The organism is Streptomyces sp. NRRL F-4489 (assembly GCF_001509485.1).
Taxonomy (GTDB): domain Bacteria; phylum Actinomycetota; class Actinomycetes; order Streptomycetales; family Streptomycetaceae; genus Streptomyces.
Genome location: NZ_LLZI01000268.1, coordinates 21,615 through 36,795 on the forward strand (window position 1 = coordinate 21,615; position 15,181 = coordinate 36,795).

A 15,181-nucleotide genomic window follows, 5' to 3' on the forward strand; every position below is an offset into this window, starting at 1 on the left:
CGGGGCCCTCCCCAGGGCTCTCCCCTCCCCCTCCCCCCAGGAGCTGCCGCGTGTTCCCCTCCCGACGACGCGTCACCACCCTCCTCCTCGGCTCCGCCCTCGGCGTCGGCGGCCTCGCCGCCGCCGGCTGCGGCGCACCGGCCGACGCCGCCGGCGCGGCCGCCACCCCGCGCGCCCGGCGCAGCACCCCGCCGCCCGCCCGCCGGGTCCCCCTGCACGGCGCGGTCAACTGCCGCGACCTGGGCGGCTACCGCACCGACCACGGCCGGACGGTCCGCTACGGACGGCTGTTCCGCTCCGACTCGCTCCCCAAGCTGACCCCCGACGACCTGACCGTCCTGCACCGCCTCGGACTGCGTACCGTGATCGATATGCGGGTGCCGTCGGAGGTCTCGTTCGACGGCGCGGACCGGCTGCCCGCCGGGCTCGCGGTGACCTCGCTGCCGGTCAACGACACCGGGCTGTTCGCCGCGATGCAGGCCGCCATCGCCACCAAGGACCCGGTCGAGCAGCAGCGCAGACTGGGCGACGGCCGCGGTGAGGCCCTTATGCGTGACGTGTACCCGACATTCGTCACCAGTGCCGCCAACCGCGCCGCCTTCGCCACCATGCTCACCCGCTTCGCGGACCAGGACCGGCTGCCGCTGCTCTTCCACTGCACCTCGGGCAAGGACCGCACCGGCTGGCTGACCTACCTCCTGCTGCGGCTGCTCGGCGTCCCGCACGCCACCGCCGAACAGGACTACCTGCTCACCAACACCCTGCGCCGGGACGCCGACGCGGCCGTACGCGCCCAGCTCAAGCAGGCCGGGCTGATGCAGGACACCGACCTGCTCATCCCGCTCCAAGAAGTCCGCTCCGGCTATCTGGCCGCCGGCCTCGACCAACTGCGGCAGGACTACGGCGACATCCCCCGCTACCTCAGCGCCGGCCTCGGCCTGCACACCTCGACCCTGGCCCGGCTCCGCGCCCGGCTGCTGCACTGAGGGGCGCCCGGCCCCGCCAGGACGTATAAGACCGCCACGACGTACGAGACCGCCGGAACGCACGGAGACCGCCGGGACGGCCCGCACCGCCCCGGCGGTCTCCGCTGATTCACCGCCCCGCCGCCGTCACAGCCGCTCGATGATCGTCACATTGGCCTGGCCGCCGCCCTCGCACATGGTCTGCAGCCCGAACCGGCCGCCGGTGCGCTCCAGTTCGTTCAGCAGCGTGGTCATCAGCCGGACGCCGGTCGCGCCCAGCGGATGGCCCAGCGCGATGGCGCCGCCGTTGACGTTGACCCGCTCCGGGTCGGCGCCGGTCTCCTTCAGCCAGGCCAGCACCACCGGCGCGAACGCCTCGTTGATCTCCACCAGGTCGATGTCGTCCAGCGTCATCCCGGTCTTCTTCAGCGCGTACGCGGTGGCCGGGATCGGCGCGGACAGCATCCGGATCGGGTCCTCGCCGCGGACCGAGAGGTGGTGGATCCGGGCCCGCGGGGTCAGGCCGTGCTCGGCCACCGCCCGCTCGGAAGCCAGCAGCAGCGCGGCGGCGCCGTCCGAGACCTGCGAGGAGACCGCGGCGGTCAGCCGGCCGCCCTCGACCACGGGCGCCAGCTGCGCCATCTTCTCCAGCGAGGTGTTCCGGCGCGGGCCCTCGTCGGCGGTGACCTCGCCGTACGCGACGATCTCCCGGTCGAAGCGGCCCTCGTCGGCGGCCCGGACCGCCCGCTGGTGCGAGCGGAGCGCGAACTCCTCCATCTGCTCCCGGGAGATGTCCCACTTGGTGGCGATCAGCTCGGCGCCGTGGAACTGGTTGACCGGCTGGTCGCCGTAGCGGGCCCGCCAGCCCGCCGACCCGGCGTACGGGCCCTGGGTGAGGCCCAGCGGCTCGGCGGCCTGGCGGCTGGCGAAGGCGATCGGGATCTGCGACATGTTCTGCACCCCGCCGGCCACGACCAGGTCCTGGGTGCCGGACAGCACTCCCTGGGCGGCGAAGTGCACGGCCTGCTGCGAGGAGCCGCACTGCCGGTCGACGGTGACGCCGGGCACCTCCTCCGGCAGCCCGGCGGCCAGCCAGCAGGTCCGGGCGATGTCCCCGGCCTGCGGCCCGACCGTGTCCAGGCAGCCGAAGACGACGTCCTCCACGGCGGCCGGATCGATTCCGGTGCGCTCCATCAGCGCGGACAGCACATGGGCGCCGAGGTCGGCCGGATGGACGGCGGCCAGCCCGCCGCCCTTCTTCCCCACCGGGGTGCGGACGGCATCGACGAGATACGCCTCGGGCATGGTGAACTCCTTGGTCCTTGATTGACATTCTGCGGAGGTGCGGGACAGGCCCGCAACGCTCAGGTCCGCACCGCCCAGTCCCGCACCGCGATCCCGTCCAGCACCATCGACAGGTACTGGCGGGCGATCTCCTCGGGGCTGTGCTGTGCGCCCGGCCGGTACCACGACGCCGCGACCCAGACGGTGTCGCGGACGAAGCGGTACGTCAGCCGGATGTCGAGGTCGGCGCGGAAGGCGCCGCCGGCCACCCCGCGCTCCAGCGTGCCGAGCCAGGCCCGGGCGAACCGGCGCCGGGCGTCGGCGAGATAGCCGAAGCGGGGGTGGCGGGCGGCGAGGTGCCGGGCCTCCTTCTGGTAGATCGCGACCGCGGCCCGGTGCCGGTCGATCCCCCGGAACGACGCCGTGACCAGCGCCTCGATGGTCTCCCGGGGCCCGAGCGCGGCCGCCAGTACCGCGTCGTAGCCGGCCCACAGCTCGTCCAGGAAGGCGGAGAGGATCTCGTCCACCATCGACTCCTTGGAGTCGAAGTGGTAGTAGAGGCTGCCGGCGGACCGTGGTCGCGTTGTAGCCCCGGGCGGCGAACACCTCGGCCGCGGTGGCCAGGAGTTCGCCGCGGCGCTCCTCACGCATGCTGGGAGCTGACCGACACGGTCTCCCCGGTCATGTACGAGGCGTAGTCCCCGGCCAGGAAGACGATCACGTTGGCCACCTCCCACGGCTCCGCGTAGCGGCCGAACGCCTCCTTCTCGGTCAGCTCGGCCAGCAGCTCGGGGGTGGTGACCTTCACCAGGTGCGGGTGCATGGCCAGGCTCGGCGCGACCGCGTTGACCCGCACCCCGTAGTCGGCGGCCTCCACCGCGGCGCAGCGGGTCAGCGCCATCACCCCGGCCTTGGCGGCGGCGTAGTGGGCCTGGCCGCGCTGGGCGCGCCAGCCGATGACGGAGGCGTTGTTGACGATCACTCCGCCCTGTCCGGCGGCCTTCATCCGGCGCAGCGCGGCCCGGGTGCAGCGGAAGGTGCCGTTGAGGGTGACGTCGATGACCTTGTCCCACTGCTCGTCGGTCATCTCGGTCAGCTCGGCGGTGCCGCCCAGGCCGGCGTTGTTGACGACGATGTCCAGCCGGCCGTGGCGCTCCTCGGCGAGCGCGTACAGCGCCGCCACCTGCGCCTCGTCGGTCACGTCGCAGGGCAGCCCGGCGACCCGGTCGGCGCCGAACTCCCCGGCCAGCGCGGCGGCGCTCTCCGCCAGCCGCCGGGCGTGCGCGTCGCCGATGACGATCCGGGCGCCCTCCTCCAGGAAGCGCCGCGCGGTCGCCCCGCCGATCCCGGCCCCGGCCGCGGCGGTGATCACCGCCGTCCGCCCCGCCAGCAGTTCGTGCCCGGCCACATACGCCGGCGCCCCGGACCCCGTCATGCCTTCGCCTCCTTCGGCAGGCCGAGCACCCGCTCGGCGATGATGTTGCGCTGGATCTCGTTGGAGCCCGCGTAGAGGGTGTCGGCGCGGGAGAAGAGGAAGAGCCGCTGCCAGTCGTCGAGGTCGTACGGCTCGCCGGCGGCGAGCAGGCCGCCGGCGCCGCAGACGTCCATGGCCAGTTCGCCCAGCTCGCGGTGCCAGGTCGCCCAGAAGATCTTGCCGATGGACGCCTCCGGGCCGGGCGCGCCGGCCGCGACGCCGTCCAGCATCCGCAGGGCGTTGCAGCGGATGGTTTCCAGGCCGATCCAGGCGCGGGCCAGCCGGTCGCGGATCAGCGGGTCGTCCACCGCGCCGTTCCGCCGGGCCAGCTCCATCAGCGCCTCCAGTTCGCGCCGGAAGCCGACCTGCTGGCCGAGGGTGGACACCCCGCGCTCGAAGCCCAGCGTGGCCATCGCGATCCGCCAGCCGTCGCCGGGCGCGCCGACCACGTGCGGCGCCCGCGCCCCGTCGAAGAACACCTCGTTGAACTCCGAGGTGCCGGTGAGCTGGGTGATCGGCCGGATGTCGACACCGGGCTGGTCGAGCGGGACGAGGAGGTACGACAGCCCCCGGTGGCGCGCCGACCCCGGTTCGGTGCGGGCGACGACGAAGCACCACTGGGACTCCTGGGCGAGCGAGGTCCAGATCTTCTGGCCGTCCACCACCCACTCCCCGCGCTCCTCGTCCCAGGCGGCGCGGGTCCGGACGTTGGCCAGGTCCGAGCCGGCGTCCGGCTCGCTGTAGCCCTGGCACCACAGCTCCCGTACGGCGGCGATCTCCGGCAGGAAGCGGGCCCGCTGCTCGTCGGTGCCGAAGGCGATCAGGGTGGGGCCGAGGAGCTGCTCGCCGATGTGGTTGACCCGGGCGGGCGCGCCGGCCAGCGCGTACTCCTCGTGGAAGGCGACCTGCTGTTCCAGCGTGGCGCCGCGCCCGCCGTACTCCTCGGGCCAGCCGACGCAGGTCCAGCCGGCGGCGGCCATATGGCGTTCCCAGGCGAGGCGTTCGGCGAACGCCTCGTGTTCGCGGCCGGGGCCGCCGCGGCCGCGCAGGGCCGCGAACTCCCCGGTGAGGTTGGCCCGCAGCCAGCTGCGGATCTCGGTGCGGAAGCTCTCGACGGTGGTGGGGGCCTCGACGCTGCTCATGGCCGTACGTTAACCTACCAAACACTTGTTAGGGAAGGAGTCGCCGATGACCGCCGGTGAAGAGACGCCCGTGGTGCGCTACGTCCGGCAGGGCCCGGTCGCCACCGTCACCATGAACCGCCCGGACTACCGCAACGCCCAGAACTCCGCGATGACCTACGCCCTGGACCGCGCCTTCTACCGCGCCGCGGACGATGACGAGGTCAAGGTCGTGGTGCTGGCCGGCGAGGGCCGGCACTTCTCCGCCGGCCACGACATCGGCAGCCCCGGCCGGGACGCCCACCTCCCGTTCGACCGCAAGGCCGGACTGTGGTGGGACCACTCGGACAAGGCCGGCGCGGAGAGCCGCTACGCCCGCGAGTCCGAGGTCTACCTCGGCATGTGCCGCCGCTGGCGGGAACTCCCCAAGCCGCTGATCGCCTCCGTGCAGGGGGCGTGCGTGGCCGGCGGGCTGATGCTCGCCTGGATCTGCGATCTGATCGTCGCCGCCGACGACGCCTTCTTCGCCGACCCGGTCGTCCGGATGGGCATCCCCGGCGTCGAATACTTCGCCCACCCGTGGGTGATGCCGCCGCGGATCGCCAAGGAGTTCCTCTACACCGGCGACCGGATGCCGGCCCGGCGGGCCTACGAACTGGGGTGGGTCAACCGCGTCGTACCGCGCGCCGAACTCACCGACCGCACACGGGAGTTGGCCGAGCGGATCGCCGAGATGCCGCGGATGGGGCTGGCGCTGACCAAGCGCGCGGTCAACCAGGCCGAGGACCTCCAGGGCCTGCACCCGGGCCTGGACTCGGTCTTCGGACTGCACCACCTCGCGCACGCGCACAACGCCGAGACCGCCCGGGACTCCCTCGGCGGGATGGACATCGCCAAGATGAAGGAGGCCGGTTCCTGATGGATCTGGACGCAAGCGAGGCCGACGCGGCGTTCCGGGCCGAGGCCCGCGCCTGGCTCGCCGCGCACGTGCCCGCGACGCCGCTGCCGTCGCTGGAGACCCGCGAGGGCTTCGCGGCGCACCGCGCGTGGGAGCGCCAACTCGCCGACGCCCGCTGGTCGGTGGTCTCCTGGCCCGAGGAGTACGGCGGCCGGGGCGCCTCCCTCTTCCAGTGGCTGATTTTCGAGGAGGAGTACTACGCGGCGGGCGCGCCCGGCCGGGTCAGCCAGAACGGCATCAACCTCCTCGCCCCCACCCTCTTCGAGCACGGCACCCCCGAGCAGCGCGCCCGGGTCCTCGGCCCGATGGCGACCGGCGAGGTGATCTGGGCCCAGGCGTGGTCCGAGCCGGAGGCCGGCTCCGACCTGGCGTCGCTGCGCTCGACGGCGGTCCGGACCGACGGCGGCTGGCTGCTGAGCGGCCAGAAAACGTGGTCGTCCCGGGCCGCCTTCGCCGACCGCGCCTTCGGCCTGTTCCGCAGCGAGCCCGGCACGCCCCGGCCGCACCAGGGTCTGACCTATCTGATGTTCCCGCTCGACGCGCCCGGTGTGACGGTCCGCCCGATCGGCCGGCTGGACGGCAAACCGGCCTTCGCCGAGCTCTTCCTCGACGAGGTCTTCGTCCCCGACGAGGACGTCATCGGCGAGCCGGGCCAGGGCTGGCGGGTGGCGATGAGCACCGCCGGCAACGAACGCGGCCTGACCCTGCGCAGCCCGGGCCGCTTCACCGCCGCCGCCGACCGGCTCACCGCCCTGTGGCGGGAGGCGGCGGACCCGGCGGACACCGCGCTGCGCGACCGGGTCGCCGACGCGGTGATCGGCGCCCGCGCCTACCAGCTGTTCACCTACGCCACCGCCTCCCGCCTCGCGGACGGGGCGGGCGTCGGCGCCGAGTCCAGCCTCAACAAGGTCTTCTGGTCCGAACTGGACATCGCCCTGCACGAGACCGCCCTGGACCTGCTCGGCCCCGCCGGCACCCTCGCCGACGACGCCGACGAGGCCCCGGCGCACGGCGGCTGGGCCGAGGGCTACACCTTCTCCCTCGCCGGCCCCGTCTACGCCGGCACCAACGAGATCCAGCGCAACATCATCGCCGAGCGGCTGCTCGGCCTGCCGAAGGAGGCCCGGGGATGAGGGTCAACTGCCGTACGGACAGGGGCCTTTCCGGGCCCGGCGGCTTCTGCGAAGGGCGGCTGCCATGCGGTTCCTGCTGAGCGCGGAGCAGCGGGACTTCGCCCGTACGCTGGACGCCCTGCTGGGCGCGGCCGGCACCCCGGCCGCCGCCCGCGCCTGGGCCGCCGGCGAGCACAAGCCGGGCCGCGATCTGTGGGCCCGGCTCGCGGAGACCGGGGTGTTCGCCCTCGCGGCCCCCGAGGAGTACGACGGGATGGGCCCGCTGCCCCTCGAACTCGCCGTCGCCTTCACGGAGTTGGGGCGCCATGCGGTGCCCGGTCCGCTGGTGGAGACGGCCGCCGCCGCGGTCTTCCTGCACCGGCTCGGCGACCGCGCGGCGGCCGCCGCCTGGCTGCCGCGGATCGCCGCCGGTGACGCGCTCGTCGGCCTGTGCGCCGACGGGGCCCCGTACGCCCTGGACGCCGACGCCGCCGACACGGTCTTCGTCGTCCGGGGCGACACGGTGTGCACCACCGAGGCGCACGGCCCCGTACAGCCCGCCCTCGACCCGGTGCGGCGGCTCTCCCGGCCGCTCGGCGGGACGGTCCTGGCCCGCGGCCCGGAGGTCACCGCGGCGGCCGGCCACGCCACCGACCTGGCCCGGCTGCTCACCGCCGCGCAGGCGCTCGGCACCGGCCGGGCCCTGCTGGACTCGACCGTGGCCTATGTGCGGCAGCGCACCCAGTTCGGGCGCGCGATCGGCTCGTTCCAGGCGGTCAAGCACCGGCTCGCGGACACCCTGATCGGGTTGGAGTTCGCCCAGCCGCTGGTGCACGCGGCGGCCCTGACCCTGGCGGCCGGCGCGCCCTCGGCCGGGGCGGAGGCCGCGGCGGCCAAGGCGGCGGCGGGCGAGGCGTGCTACGCGGCGGCGCGCACCGCGCTCCAGCTGCACGGCGCGGTCGGCTACACCGACGAACCGGACCTGTCCCTGTGGATCCGCAAGGCCCGCCCGCTCCGGGACGCCTGGGGCACCCCGGCCGAGTGCCGGGCCCGGGTCCTGGCCGGATAACCGGCAGTCCGGGCACCAGCGCGGCCCCGGGCCGCCGGATCACCTCCGGCGGCCCGGGGCCGCGCTATATACGCCGTTTTCAAGCTACTTGACGTGACGTCAGGTCCAGCTCGGCGGCCAGCCGACCGCGATGGGCGGCCGGGGACCCCAGGAGCTGGGCACTGCCGTGGGCCCGCTTGAAGTAGCGGTGGGCGTCGTGCTCCCAGGTGATGCCGATCCCGCCGTGCAGCTGGATCATCTCCCCGGCCACCGCCGAGAACGCCTCCGAGCAGGCCGACTTGGCGGCCGCCGCGCAGCGGGCCAGGCCCTCCCCGCCGCCCTCCCCCGCGGCCTCGTACGCGGCGCCCAGCGCGATCGACCGGGCCGCCTCCACCTGGACGTAGGCGTCCGCCAGCCGGTGCTTGACGGCCTGGAAGGAGCCGATCGGCCGCCCGAACTGCACCCGCTCCTTGGCGTAGGCGACGGTCAGCTCCAGGCAGCGCTCGGCCGCGCCGACCTGTTCGGCGGCGAGCGCCACGCACCCCAGGTCCCGTACGCGGGCCAGCACCCGCTCGCCGTCGCCGTCCGCGCCCAGCAGCCGGCCCTCGGCGCTGTCCAGGACCACCCGGGCCTGCGGGCGGGTGGTGTCCATCGGCACCAGCCGCTCGCGGCGGACGCCGGGTCCGCCGGCCGGGACGTGGAAGAGGGAGACGCCGGCGGCGGTGCGGGCGGCCACCACCAGCACATCGGCGTCCGCGCCGTCCAGGACGTGGTCCTTGGCACCGGAGAGCCGCCAGCCGCCGTCCGGTCCCGGGCGGGCGGTGGCGCGTACGGTGGACGGCTCCCACGAACCGTCCTCGGCCCAGGCCAGCGCGCCCACGGAGGTGCCCTCGGCCAGCCCGGGCAGCAGCGCGGTGTCGCCGGTGGCGAGCAGGGCATGGGTGGTCAGGACCGCGGACCCGAGGAACGGTACGGGGGTCAGCGCCCGGCCCAGCTCCTCCATCACCACATGGATCTCCAGCGGACCGCAGCCCGCGCCGCCGTGCTCCTCGGGGACGGCCAGTCCGGCCGCGCCGATCTGCCCGGTGAGCGGGCCCCAGGCGTCCGGGCCGGGGTTCCTGGCCAGCAACTGCCGTACCGCGGCGCGGAGTTCCTCCTGTTCGCCGGTCGGTCTCATCCGCCGTTCCTCCCTTCGTTCCGGGCCGTCCGGCGCAGTTCGCCCTTGAGGACCTTGCCGCCGGCGTTGCGCGGCAGTTCCGGGACGAGGTGGTAGCGCCGGGGCACCTTGAAGTTGGCGAGCCGTTCGCGGGCCCACCGGTTCAGTTCCCCCGGATCGGGTGCGCTGCCCGCCGCGGGGACGACGAATGCCACCCCGACCTCGCCGAGCCGGGCGTCCGGCGCGCCGACCACGGCGACGTCGGCGATCTCCGGATGGCCGCGCAGCACCCGTTCCACCTCGGCCGGATAGGCGTTGAAGCCGCCGACGACGTACATGTCCTTGAGGCGGTCGGTGAGGGTGAGGAAGCCGCGGTCGTCGAGGACGCCGACGTCGCCGGTGTGCAGCCAGCCGTCCGGGTCGACGGCGGCGGCGGTGGCGGCCGGGTCGTCGAGGTAGCCGGGCATGACGTGGTAGCCGCGGACCACCACCTCGCCCGGTTCGCCGGGCGGCAGCGGCCGGCCGGCGGGGTCCACGATCCGCAGTTCGGTGCCGGGCAGCGGCAGTCCGACGGTGTGCGCGAGGGTTTCCGCGTCGGCGTCGGTCGGGCAGACGGTGACCACGCCGGCGGACTCGGTCAGCCCGTAGGCGGTGAACACGTCCGGGATGCCCAGCTGCTCGCGGATCTGCACGACGAGTTCGGCCGGCACGAGGGCGGCGCCGGTGCCGGCCAGCCGCAGCGAGCTGAGCCGGTGCCGGGCCCGGTCGGGGTGGTTGAGCAGGCCGTGGAAGACGGTCGGCGGGCCCATCAGGACGCTGACCCGCTCCTCGGCGGTGCGGCGCAGGATCCGGTCGGCGTCGTAGACCGCCTCGGGCAGCATGGTGGCGCCGCGCAGCAGGCAGGCCAGCACCCCGGCCTTGTAGCCGAAGGTGTGGAAGAAGGGGTTGACCAGCAGATAGCGGTCCCCGGGGCGCAGGGTCACCAGCCGCGCCCAGGCGTCGAAGACCCGCATGGTCTGGCCGTGGGTGGCCAGTACGCCCTTGGGGCGGCCGGTGGTGCCGGAGGTGAAGAGGATGTCGGCCAGGTCGTCCGGGCGGACGGCGGCGGTGCGGGCGGCGAGTTCGGCGTCGCCGACGCGGTGGCCGGCGGCGAGGTAGTCGGCGTAGGACAGGGTGCCGGGGCGGGCGGGCCGGCCGGGCGGCCCGTCGTCGCGGAGCACCACGGTGCCGCGCAGCCCGCCCAGGTCCTCCCCGGAGTCGTGCAGCAGATCGTCGTAGTCGCAGCCGAGGAAGCCGCGCGCGGTGAAGAGGCGGGTGGCGCCGCTGCGGCGGATGATGTCGGCGGCCTCGGCGGCTTTGTAGCGGGTGTTGAGGGGTACGAGGACGGCGCCTACGGACACCGCCCCGAGGACGGCGGTGATCCACTGGCGGCTGTTGGGTGCCCAGACGGCGATCCGGTCGCCGTGCCGGATGCCGTGGGCTACGGCGGCACGGGCGGCGGCGGTGATCTCGGCGGCCAACTGGGCGAAGGTCCAGCGGACTTCGCCGTCGGCCAGTGCTTCCCGGTCGCCGTGAACGCGGGCGGCGTGGGCGGCGAGCGCCGCGACGGTTTCCGGTGCCGCCGGCTGCGGCGGCTCGTGTGAGTGGTGGTGTGCCCAGGTCATTGGCCCTCCCGCTCCCTTGCTCGGAGGTGGCGGCGGCTGCGATGCGGTGCCGCCTACTTGACGTGCGGACGTGGCCGGTATCCAATCACAGTGTTTCTGTTAGGCATATACCTAGTAGAAATAGTCCGGAGAAAAACTCCACTCCCGGGAGGCCGATATGCCCGCCTTCACCCCGTCCACCACCGCCCCCACCGTCCCGTTCGACGACACCGCGATGCGCGAGGCGCTCAGCCGCTTCTGCACCGGCGTGGCCGTGATCACCGCCCGCCGGCCCGACGGCAGCCCGGTGGGGATGGCCGTCCAGTCCTTCTCCTCGGTCTCCCTGGACCCGCCGCTGGTCTGCTTCTGCCCGGCCCTGACCTCCACGACCTGGCCGGCGATCAGCGAGGCCGGGCGGTTCGCGGTCAACGTCCTGGCCGCCGACCAGCAGGAGCTGTGCCGGCAGTTCGCGGTGACCGGCGGCGACAAGTTCCACGGCGTGGACTGGCGGTCCGGCGTCAACGGCGCCCCGCTGCTCACCGCGGCGCTCGCCACCCTCGAATGCGAGCTGGTGGACGCGCTGCCCGGCGGCGACCACCTGATCGCGCTCGGCCGGGTCACCGCGCTCACCCCGCCGGAGCGGCTGCGCGAGACCGGCCCGCTGCTCTACTTCCGGCGCACCTACGGGCGCCTGCGCCCCGCGTCGCCGGCCTCGCCGGCACCCTCCGCGGCCGCCATCTCATCCAGGTCGGCCAGCATCGCGTCGGCGAGGTCGCGCTCGGAGGCGTAGTACCGCTCGGACCACTTCAGGACGAGCGAGGGGTAGGCCCAGGCCGCCTCGGCGCGGGCGCCCGCGGCGTCCACCTCGGCGCGCTGCCGCATCGTCTCGGCGTACTCCCGGTGCCGGCCGAGGACTTCGCGCATCTGGTCGGCCTCCAGCAGATGCCCCAGCCAGAGCCGCAGCATGACGCCGTGCTTGAGCACCGGCGGCTCGACCGGCGCCTCGCGCGCCCAGTGGCGGACCGCCGCCATGCCCTCGTCGGTGATGACGTAGACCCGCTTGTCGCGGTTGCCGGTCTCCTGGGCGACCATCCGCGAGCTGACGTAGCCGACCTTCTCCAGGCGCTTGAGCTCGCCGTAGATCTGGCTGAACGACGGGCTCCAGTAGAAGAAGCGCAGCGACCAGTCCGACCACTTCTTGAGGTCGTAGCCGGACAACTCCTCGCCGAAGGAGAGGAGTCCGAGCACCGCCCAGCTGGTCGCCGGCAGCGCCGGCCGCTCCGCGCCGTCCCCGGCCTGCGCTCCGCGCGCCTTCTTCTCCGTCACGCTCCGCAGTCTACGACCTCCCGGTCCGGGCCCGGACGGGACATCACCGGACCCCCTTCCCCCGGGCACGTATACCTGCTAGACATATTCCTATTAGAAATAGTCTCTCCACCCTCCAGAACGAGGAGGCAGTTCCGTGAAGTTCTCGATGATCTTCGAGGCGCAGCTGGCCGACCCGACGCCCGAACGCGAGCGCCAGGTCCTCCACGACTGCGTCGAACAGGCCGTCTACGCCGAGGAGATGGGCTTCGACCGCATCTGGGCGGTCGAGCACCACTCCCTCACCCAGTACGCGCACATGAGCGCCTCGGAGATCTTCCTCACCTGGGTCGCCGCCCGGACCTCCCGGATCCGGATCGGCCACGGCGTGGTCACCATGCCGTTCGGCTACCAGCACCCGGTCCGGGTCGCCGAGCGGGCCGCGATGCTCGACGTGCTCTCCGGCGGCCGGGTCGACATCGGCGCCGGACGCGGCGCCACCAAGCAGGAGATGTCGATGTACGGCGTCCGGCCCGAGGACACCTATCCGCAGATGGAAGAAGCCCTGCGGATCTTCAGCAACGCCTGGCGGGACGACACCTTCGAGTGGCACGGCACGCTCGACATCGGCCCCGGCGCGATCCTGCCCCGGCCGGTGCAGGACCCGCACCCGCCGCTGTTCATGGCGTGCAGCAAGCACGACACCCTCAAGCTCGCCGCCGAACTCGGCATCGGCGCGCTGGTGATGGGGTTCGCCGGCGCCGACGACGTCCGCGCGATGCGCAAGGTCTACGACGAGGCGATCGCCACCCGCGACGGGGAGCGGTTCGTCTCCACCGAGGCCAACGACCACTTCTCGGCGCTCTGCCCGACCATCGTCCTGGACGACGGCCCGGCCGCGTACCGCATCGGCACCCGCGGCCAGCGGTTCTTCGCCGAGGCGATCGCCCACTGGTACGGCAACGGCCCGGCGCCCACCATCCACGACGAGCACGACGACCACGTGGCGGCGCTGGACCGGGGCCGCGACCAGCTGGTCGCCAAGCTGCACGAGGCCAACATCCCGGCCCGCCCGGTCGACACCGGCACCTACAACGCCCGGCACGCCTACGGCACCGCCGAGGACGCCATCGCCTACGTCGAGCAGCTGCGGGACATCGGCGTGGACGAGGTGATGTGCCTGATCCAGATGGGCGGCGTCCCGCAGGAAGCCTGCCTGGAGACCATCCGGCAGTGGGGCGAGACGGTCATCCCGCACTTCCGCGCGCTGGAGGCCACCGCATGAGCGACGCCGTGCGGCTGGACGGCAAGGTCGCGGTGATCACCGGGGCCGGGCGCGGGCAGGGCGCGGCCGAGGCCCGGCTGTTCGCGGCGTCCGGCGCCCGGGTGGTGCTCGGCGACGTCCGCGAGGAGGAGGGCCGGGCGCTCGCCGCCGAACTGGGCGACGCGGCCCGCTTCGTCCGGCACGACGTCACCGACGCGGACGGCTGGCGGGCGGTCGTCGGCACCGCGGTCGACGCCTTCGGCCGCCTCGACATCCTGGTCAACAACGCCGCGCTGTGGCGCACCGCGCCGGTGGAGGAGGAGACCGAGGAGAACTTCGCGCGGCTGCTGCGGGTCAATCTGATCGGCCCGTTCCTGGGCATCCAGGCGGCCGTCCCGGAGCTGCGCCGGGCGGGCGGCGGCTCGATCGTCAACATCTCCTCGACCGCCGGCCTGCGCGGCATCCCCGGGCACTCGGCGTACGGGGCGAGCAAGTTCGGGCTGCGCGGACTGACCAAGTCCGCGGCGCTGGACCTGGCGGCGGACCGGATCCGGGTCAACTCCGTCCACCCGGGCATGATCGACACCCCGATGATCGCCGAGGTCCTCGGCGCGGGCCCCGCCGGGCGGCAGGCGCCCCGGGTGCCGCTGCGCCGCGTCGGGCAGCCGGAGGAGGTGGCCGAACTGGTCCGCTTCCTGGCCTCGGACGCGTCCGCGTACATCACCGGCGCGGAGTTCGCGGTGGACGGGGGGCTGACGACCGGATGACCGCCACCCCGCCCGGATCCGCCGCCCCCGATCCGCTCTCCCCGGCCGCCCGGCGGATCGTGGACGCGATGGCGGCCGGCTTCCCCGACCCGGCGGACGGCCCGCTGGACGCCGGGGCGCTGCGCCGCGCCTCACGGGCCGCGCCGCCCGAGCCCGGCGCCGGCGGGGTGACCGCGGCCGACCGGACGGTGCCCGGCCCGCCCGGGGCGCCCGCCGTCCCGGTCCGGATCTACCAACCCGGCGCGCCCGCCGCCGGACCGCGCCCGCTGATCGTCTTCTGCCACGGCGGCGGCTGGGTCCTGTGCGATCTGGACACCCACGACGGGCTGTGCCGCGAACTCGCCCGGCGCGCCGGGGCGGTGGTGGTCTCGGTGGACTACCGCCGGGCCCCCGAGCACCGCTTCCCGGCCGCCGCCGAGGACGCCTACGAGGTGACCCGGTGGGCCGCCGCGCGCGCCGCGGAGCTGGGCTGCGACCCGGACCGGGTGGCGGTCGCGGGCGACTCCAGCGGCGGCAACCTCGCGGCCGCGGTCACCTTGATGGCCCGGGACCGCGGCGGCCCGCCGCTCGCCGCCCAGCTGCTGGTCTACCCGGTCCTCGACCACCGCCTCCAGGGCGCCTCGGCCACCGCCTACGCCACCGGCTTCTTCCACACCACGGCGCATATGCGGTGGTACTGGGACCAGTACCTCGGCCCGGACGGCGACCGGGACCACCCCTACGCCTCGCCGGGGCTGGCCGGGGACCTGTCCGGGCTGCCGCCCGCGCTGCTGGTGCTGCCCGAGTGCGATCCGCTGCGGGACGAGGGGCGCGCCTACGGGCGGGCGCTGCGGGCGTCCGGCGTCCCGGTGCGGGTGGACGAACACCCCGGCACCTTCCACGGCTTCCTCGGCGCGGCCGGGGCGCTGCCGGCCGCGGACACCGCCCTGGACGCGATCGGCGACTGGCTGGCCGGCACCCTGTGTGACGGCGGGGTGACGAGCCGGTGAGAGCCCGGTGGCGAGGATGGTGACAGTGTGCGGGGGCGTCGTGGCGGGCCGTCGATGCGGTGCGCGGCGGCAGGTCGGGTGCCAGACTTGAAGCA

The 15,181-nt window shown here is 74.3% G+C and carries 14 protein-coding genes and 1 pseudogene; 8 read left to right on the forward strand and 7 right to left on the reverse strand.

Features of this window, described 5'->3' with window-relative positions; genetic code table 11:
• Positions 1 to 50 precede the first annotated feature (50 nt).
• On the forward strand, positions 51 to 986 hold the full coding sequence (locus ADL22_RS28730; protein ID WP_066986168.1) for a tyrosine-protein phosphatase: 936 nt from the start codon (positions 51 to 53) through the stop codon (positions 984 to 986).
• A 126-nt stretch (positions 987 to 1,112) separates the two neighbouring features.
• On the opposite strand, the gene ADL22_RS28735 is transcribed toward ADL22_RS28730, so the two are convergent.
• The 4 genes and pseudogenes from ADL22_RS28735 to ADL22_RS28750 all read right to left on the reverse strand — a co-directional run bounded on the left by ADL22_RS28735 (position 1,113) and on the right by ADL22_RS28750 (position 4,865).
• Positions 1,113 to 2,270, reverse strand: a complete 1,158-nt coding sequence (locus ADL22_RS28735) for an acetyl-CoA C-acetyltransferase (protein ID WP_066986170.1) — start codon at positions 2,268 to 2,270, stop codon at positions 1,113 to 1,115.
• 59 nt (positions 2,271 to 2,329) lie between these two features.
• Positions 2,330 to 2,900, reverse strand: a pseudogene (locus ADL22_RS28740) (TetR/AcrR family transcriptional regulator).
• Positions 2,893 to 3,684: an SDR family oxidoreductase gene (locus ADL22_RS28745; protein WP_066986172.1), complete on the reverse strand. Its 792-nt coding sequence runs from the start codon at positions 3,682 to 3,684 to the stop codon at positions 2,893 to 2,895. The pseudogene ADL22_RS28740 and the gene ADL22_RS28745 overlap by 8 nt, the downstream one beginning before the upstream one ends.
• Positions 3,681 to 4,865 carry an acyl-CoA dehydrogenase family protein gene (locus ADL22_RS28750; protein WP_066986174.1) on the reverse strand — a complete coding sequence of 395 codons (1,185 nt, stop codon included), beginning with the start codon at positions 4,863 to 4,865 and terminating at the stop codon, positions 3,681 to 3,683. The genes ADL22_RS28745 and ADL22_RS28750 overlap by 4 nt, the downstream gene beginning before the upstream one ends.
• A 46-nt stretch (positions 4,866 to 4,911) precedes the next feature.
• On the opposite strand from ADL22_RS28750, the gene ADL22_RS28755 reads away from it, so the two are divergent.
• The 3 genes from ADL22_RS28755 to ADL22_RS28765 all read left to right on the forward strand — a co-directional run bounded on the left by ADL22_RS28755 (position 4,912) and on the right by ADL22_RS28765 (position 7,983).
• Positions 4,912 to 5,763 carry an enoyl-CoA hydratase gene (locus ADL22_RS28755; protein WP_066986176.1) on the forward strand — a complete coding sequence of 284 codons (852 nt, stop codon included), beginning with the start codon at positions 4,912 to 4,914 and terminating at the stop codon, positions 5,761 to 5,763.
• Complete coding sequence (locus ADL22_RS28760) at positions 5,763 to 6,935, forward strand: acyl-CoA dehydrogenase family protein (RefSeq protein ID WP_066986179.1); 1,173 nt, start codon at positions 5,763 to 5,765, stop codon at positions 6,933 to 6,935. Before ADL22_RS28755 ends, ADL22_RS28760 begins: the two co-directional genes overlap by 1 nt.
• 64 nt (positions 6,936 to 6,999) lie before the next feature.
• On the forward strand, positions 7,000 to 7,983 hold the full coding sequence (locus ADL22_RS28765; RefSeq protein WP_066986182.1) for an acyl-CoA dehydrogenase family protein: 984 nt from the start codon (positions 7,000 to 7,002) through the stop codon (positions 7,981 to 7,983).
• 79 nt (positions 7,984 to 8,062) lie between these two features.
• Here the strand turns inward: ADL22_RS28765 and ADL22_RS28770 are convergent, their stop codons facing one another.
• Both ADL22_RS28770 and ADL22_RS28775 read right to left on the reverse strand, forming a co-directional pair.
• Positions 8,063 to 9,139, reverse strand: a complete 1,077-nt coding sequence (locus ADL22_RS28770) for an acyl-CoA dehydrogenase family protein (protein ID WP_066986186.1) — start codon at positions 9,137 to 9,139, stop codon at positions 8,063 to 8,065.
• Complete coding sequence (locus ADL22_RS28775) at positions 9,136 to 10,782, reverse strand: FadD3 family acyl-CoA ligase (protein ID WP_066986190.1); 1,647 nt, start codon at positions 10,780 to 10,782, stop codon at positions 9,136 to 9,138. The genes ADL22_RS28770 and ADL22_RS28775 overlap by 4 nt, the downstream gene beginning before the upstream one ends.
• Positions 10,783 to 10,939: 157 nt before the next feature.
• Here ADL22_RS28775 and ADL22_RS28780 point away from each other — a divergent pair, with 157 nt between their 5' ends.
• On the forward strand, positions 10,940 to 11,551 hold the full coding sequence (locus tag ADL22_RS28780; protein WP_066986193.1) for a flavin reductase family protein: 612 nt from the start codon (positions 10,940 to 10,942) through the stop codon (positions 11,549 to 11,551).
• Here ADL22_RS28780 and ADL22_RS28785 read toward each other — a convergent pair.
• Positions 11,443 to 12,087, reverse strand: a complete 645-nt coding sequence (locus ADL22_RS28785; RefSeq protein WP_066986196.1) for a PadR family transcriptional regulator — start codon at positions 12,085 to 12,087, stop codon at positions 11,443 to 11,445. The two genes, ADL22_RS28780 and ADL22_RS28785, sit on opposite strands and share 109 nt — an antisense overlap.
• Before the next feature lie 136 nt (positions 12,088 to 12,223).
• Here ADL22_RS28785 and ADL22_RS28790 point away from each other — a divergent pair, with 136 nt between their 5' ends.
• From ADL22_RS28790 to ADL22_RS28800, 3 genes are read left to right on the forward strand one after another with little or no spacing between them, the layout of a single operon-like run.
• Entirely contained in the window at positions 12,224 to 13,351 is a 1,128-nt protein-coding gene (locus tag ADL22_RS28790) for an LLM class flavin-dependent oxidoreductase (protein ID WP_066986199.1), read from the forward strand.
• Complete coding sequence (locus tag ADL22_RS28795; protein ID WP_066986202.1) at positions 13,348 to 14,097, forward strand: glucose 1-dehydrogenase; 750 nt, start codon at positions 13,348 to 13,350, stop codon at positions 14,095 to 14,097. The genes ADL22_RS28790 and ADL22_RS28795 overlap by 4 nt, the downstream gene beginning before the upstream one ends.
• Positions 14,094 to 15,086, forward strand: coding sequence for an alpha/beta hydrolase (locus ADL22_RS28800; RefSeq protein WP_066986205.1), 993 nt, complete (start codon positions 14,094 to 14,096; stop codon positions 15,084 to 15,086). The genes ADL22_RS28795 and ADL22_RS28800 overlap by 4 nt, the downstream gene beginning before the upstream one ends.
• Positions 15,087 to 15,181: the final 95 nt, after the last annotated feature.